Source organism: Rubripirellula obstinata, from assembly GCF_001642955.1.
Taxonomy (GTDB): domain Bacteria; phylum Planctomycetota; class Planctomycetia; order Pirellulales; family Pirellulaceae; genus Rubripirellula; species Rubripirellula obstinata.
The window spans coordinates 1-3,882 of record NZ_LWSK01000221.1 but is presented as its reverse complement, the minus strand read 5'-3'; the positions used below and the strand labels follow the sequence as shown (position 1 = coordinate 3,882).

General features: G+C 56.5%; 5 protein-coding genes. All 5 read left to right on the top strand.

Annotated features, from left to right (window positions below):
• Positions 1–201, top strand: a 201-nt coding sequence (locus RC85_RS28725) for a hypothetical protein (RefSeq protein ID WP_238383227.1), incomplete at its 5' end; no start/stop codon positions are given.
• Positions 202–334: 133 nt separating this feature from the next.
• Complete coding sequence (locus tag RC85_RS27890) at positions 335–553, top strand: hypothetical protein (RefSeq protein ID WP_162273276.1); 219 nt, start codon at positions 335–337, stop codon at positions 551–553.
• 483 nt (positions 554–1,036) lie between these two features.
• On the top strand, positions 1,037–1,498 hold the full coding sequence (locus RC85_RS25040) for a hypothetical protein (protein ID WP_068267565.1): 462 nt from the start codon (positions 1,037–1,039) through the stop codon (positions 1,496–1,498).
• 782 nt (positions 1,499–2,280) lie between these two features.
• Entirely contained in the window at positions 2,281–2,646 is a 366-nt protein-coding gene (locus tag RC85_RS25035; RefSeq protein WP_068267563.1) for a hypothetical protein, read from the top strand.
• Positions 2,647–3,003: 357 nt separating this feature from the next.
• The gene (locus tag RC85_RS27885) at positions 3,004–3,252 is read left to right on the top strand and encodes a hypothetical protein (protein WP_149753260.1); all 249 of its coding nucleotides are present in this window, start codon (positions 3,004–3,006) and stop codon (positions 3,250–3,252) included.
• Positions 3,253–3,882: the final 630 nt, after the last annotated feature.

Below are 3,882 nucleotides of genomic sequence, written 5' to 3'. Positions count from 1 at the left end.
TTTTCTCTCTGCTTGCACGTCAAATCCCGCCACCTCGGTGATGCATACCGTTATCCGACTGACCCGCGAACACTTGCTGCCCGCCTCGCGCCCTGCGGGGCACAACCTACGCATGAAACACGACCGCCAACACCGCTTTGCCCCAACGCTCAATCTACACCGAAGTGCCGACTGCCCTGCGGGGCATCAACCAACGCCTGAATTCCAATCTCAATTAATGCCGACGTGCCGGATGCACTGCGTGGCACAACCAACGCCTGTCCTTGTACACTCGATTTACTGCTGCTCGCCGAAACTTGCTTGAACGCCCGCTCTTTGTTACGCTTTCATCACGGTGATTGTCACCCACAGGGACGAAGTCCGCGCCGACGGACCGTATCGCGATGGTGTATTGCGGATAACCATTGCATGCACCGGAGTGGCGGCCGCACGCTTTTCTCTCTGCTTGCACGTCAAATCCCGCCACCTCGGTGATGCATACCGTTATCCGACCGGGAGCACCCGGTCCACGCTTTACGCTTCAATCAAACGCCAACTGCAAATTCAGGCTTGAACGTTTCGCCAGAACTCCGGTTCCAAGGATTTGAATTTTGCCTAACCTCGAACGACTAAGATGATTCTAAGACTTCTCCCCAATGCAAACTGCACTCCCTCCCTATAATCGCGGATAACCATGCGATGTTGACGGAGTGGCGGCAACGCTGCGTCCTCTGCTTGCAAGTCTTCTCTCGCCACCCGCAAATCGCTACCGTTATCCGACCGGGAGCACCCGGTCCACGCTTTACGCTTCAATCAAACACCAACTGCAAATTCAGGCTTGTGCCTTCCTCACTAACTCCGGTTCCGAGGATCTAATTTTTTCCTGACCTCGAACGACTAAGATGATTCTAAAACTTCTCTCCAATTGAACCTGCACTCCCTCCCCATAATCGCGGATAACCATGCGATGTTGACGGAGAAGCGGCAACGCTCCGTCCTCTGCTTGCAAGTCTTCTCTCGCCACCCGCAAATCGCTTCCGTTATCCGACTGAAGTAAATGAAGTCTCGCGAATTCGACCGTATCGCACGTGAAGTGTTTGGCAACGTCCTGGCCCCACACGGGTTCTCGTGCGCGGACTCGAAACGCTGCACTTTCGTTCGCACGCATGGCGACGATGTGTTCCACGTCATCATGCCCGATCCCGGAACGCGTTTCACATGGTACGACGTCAGTGTTTTTCCAACGTCACCGCGACTGCATCTTGATTTTCACGATCGCTTTCCGGATGACTTGGGAAACACACTTGATGTTTGGGGCAAGCTAAACGAACGCACCGGCATAGGGATGGATCAAGCACGGTTCAACTGCAAAACCGAAGACAACTTCCGCTCACGGTTCGACAAAACTGTTGCTCCGCTATTGGTGTCGGCAGCTATTCCATTCCTTGATACAATACACACATACGACGACTTGCTTCCCCATCTGCGTGGCCCGTTTGCGGCTTACAATCGCGGATAACCATGACATGCACCGGAGTCGGGCTTGCGGGCGTTTTCCAATGGAACATCAACTGTCCCAACCCGGTGATGTCGGACGTTATCCGAGCGGGTGCGCTGTCGTTCGTGCTTGGCTCCGATTCTCGCCATTTTGCCTGACTTGATCCAACGCTGCCCTGCGGGGCACATCCAAAACTCGGACTTGCTGTAATTTTGGTTTTTCAATTCTGCGTCGCATGAAAACAACCACACACAAGCTTTGCGACACCTTAGGCATCCCGAATTCAACGCTCGAACACTTACCACCGTTTCTTGCCTTTACGCCGAACTGGAAGCTGAACGCTTAGTTTTTACGTGGTGTCACGTGCTGAACTCCGATACAATGATCACTCCGATGGCTAAATCCTGGATGGCGGCGTCCCGCCGTTGTTTTCCCCTCGCGGGGTTCATGCTGGCGACGTCCCGTCGTTGTTTTCCGCTCGCGCGGCGGATGCCCGTTGGCTACCGTCAACTTTCGCTCACTTCGTAACCAATACCGACGGATAACCATGGGTTGTTCCGGAGCGGGGCTTGCACGCTTTTTTTTCTGCTTGCACGTCGAATCTTCCCGCCCGGAAAACCCGGACGTTATCCGACTGAGGTGCCAACCTGACTCCGACACTCGAAATCTGCCGCGTTCCCTGGACGGTTTCCCCGTCGGGCGGCCTTGAACTGCGACACCTGGAAACCGACGTCACTCCAGAGTGCTGTGTTTGTTTCCCCGCCGGCCGAATCAATGCCGATTCACGACTCGATCAACACTATGTGCGAATAACATTTGGTGGTGCTGCATTCGTTCGCGTTCACTGGCACGATGACACTACTGGCGTCGAATGCCTCGGATACGGTCCCCCAAACTCCACTTTTGAGACTTGGCCCGTTCTGGACACATGGACCATCGGTGACTTCTGCCCCGATCCACTGTTTTACCGTGTGATCGACTCCGCTTGGACTCCGACGCTACCTTCGGGCTTCACTCGCCATTCTCACTTTGTCGTTGATGGACGCGATGGCTGTATCGAACTTGTCGCGGAATGCTATACTTGGTGCGAATGGCAATGGCCGCCTGGCAGTACGGTCGATGCCGCGATCGCTAACGCCCCAATTGCGACCGGGCAGTACGGCGGATAACCATGCGATGCACCGGAGCGGCGGTGGTTAGTTTTCTCGATTGCTTGCAAGTCTTTCGCCGCCGCCCGGTGATCGCAACCGTTATCCGACTGAACCGCGGACACTGACTGCCCGCCTCGCGCCCTGCGGGGCATCTCCGATACTCGACCAAAACCGCTTTGCCCCCAACGCTCGACCAACACCGAAGCGCCGACTGCCCTGCGGGGCATCAACCGACGCCTGAATTCCAATGCTCAATCAATGCGAAGTGCCGGATGCACTGCGTGGCAACAACCAACGCCTGTCTTCTGGGACCCGACTTAACACTGCCCACCGAAACTTGCTTGAACCTCTAATTTTTGCTACGATATACACACGGTGATTGTCACCCACGTGGACGAAGTCCGCGCTGACGGATTATGTCGCATTGGTGTTTTCCGGATAACCATTGCATGCACCGGAGTGGCGGCCGCACGCTTTTCTCTCTGCTTGCACGTCAAATCCCGCCACCTCGGTGATGCATACCGTTATCCGACCAAGCCGCGGACACTTGTTGCCCGTCTCGCGCCCTGCGGGGCACAACCAACGCACGGGCAACACCGCTTTGCCCCCCAACGCTCAACTTAGAACGTGGTGCCGGCTGCCCTGCGGGGCATCGACCAACGCCGGTCGCCAAACGTGGTTTCCCCAACGCCTCAAAACTTGCTTAGCTCCATTTTCTTTGTTACAATTTTCGGCAACGGATGTCACCCACATGCACGAAGTGCGCGCTGCCGGCGTCCCGCCGTTGTTTTCCCCTCGCGGGGTTCATGCTGGCGACGTCCCGTCGTCGTTTTCCACTCCCGTGGCGGATGCCCGTTGGCTGCCTTCAGCTTTCGGTCACTTCGTAACCAAAACCCACGGATAACCAAGCGTTGCTGACGGAGCGGCGGTGGTCGACTTATTTTTCTGCTTGCACGTCTTCACCCGCCGCCCGCAGAACGCGGTCGTTATCCGACTGATCCGCGAACACTTGATGCCCGCCTCGCGCCCTGCGGGGCATATCCAACGCACGACCAATACTGCCTTGCCCCAACGCTCGACCAAGACTCGAGTGCCGACTGCCCTTTATCCGACTGAGTCGCGGACATTTGCTGCCCGCCTCGCGCCCTGCGGGGCATTGCCAACGCACGACTAAAACCGCTTTGCCCCCGACTCTGGACCTTGACCGAAGTGCCGACTACCCTGCGGGGCACCAACCGACGCTTGACTTCCAAT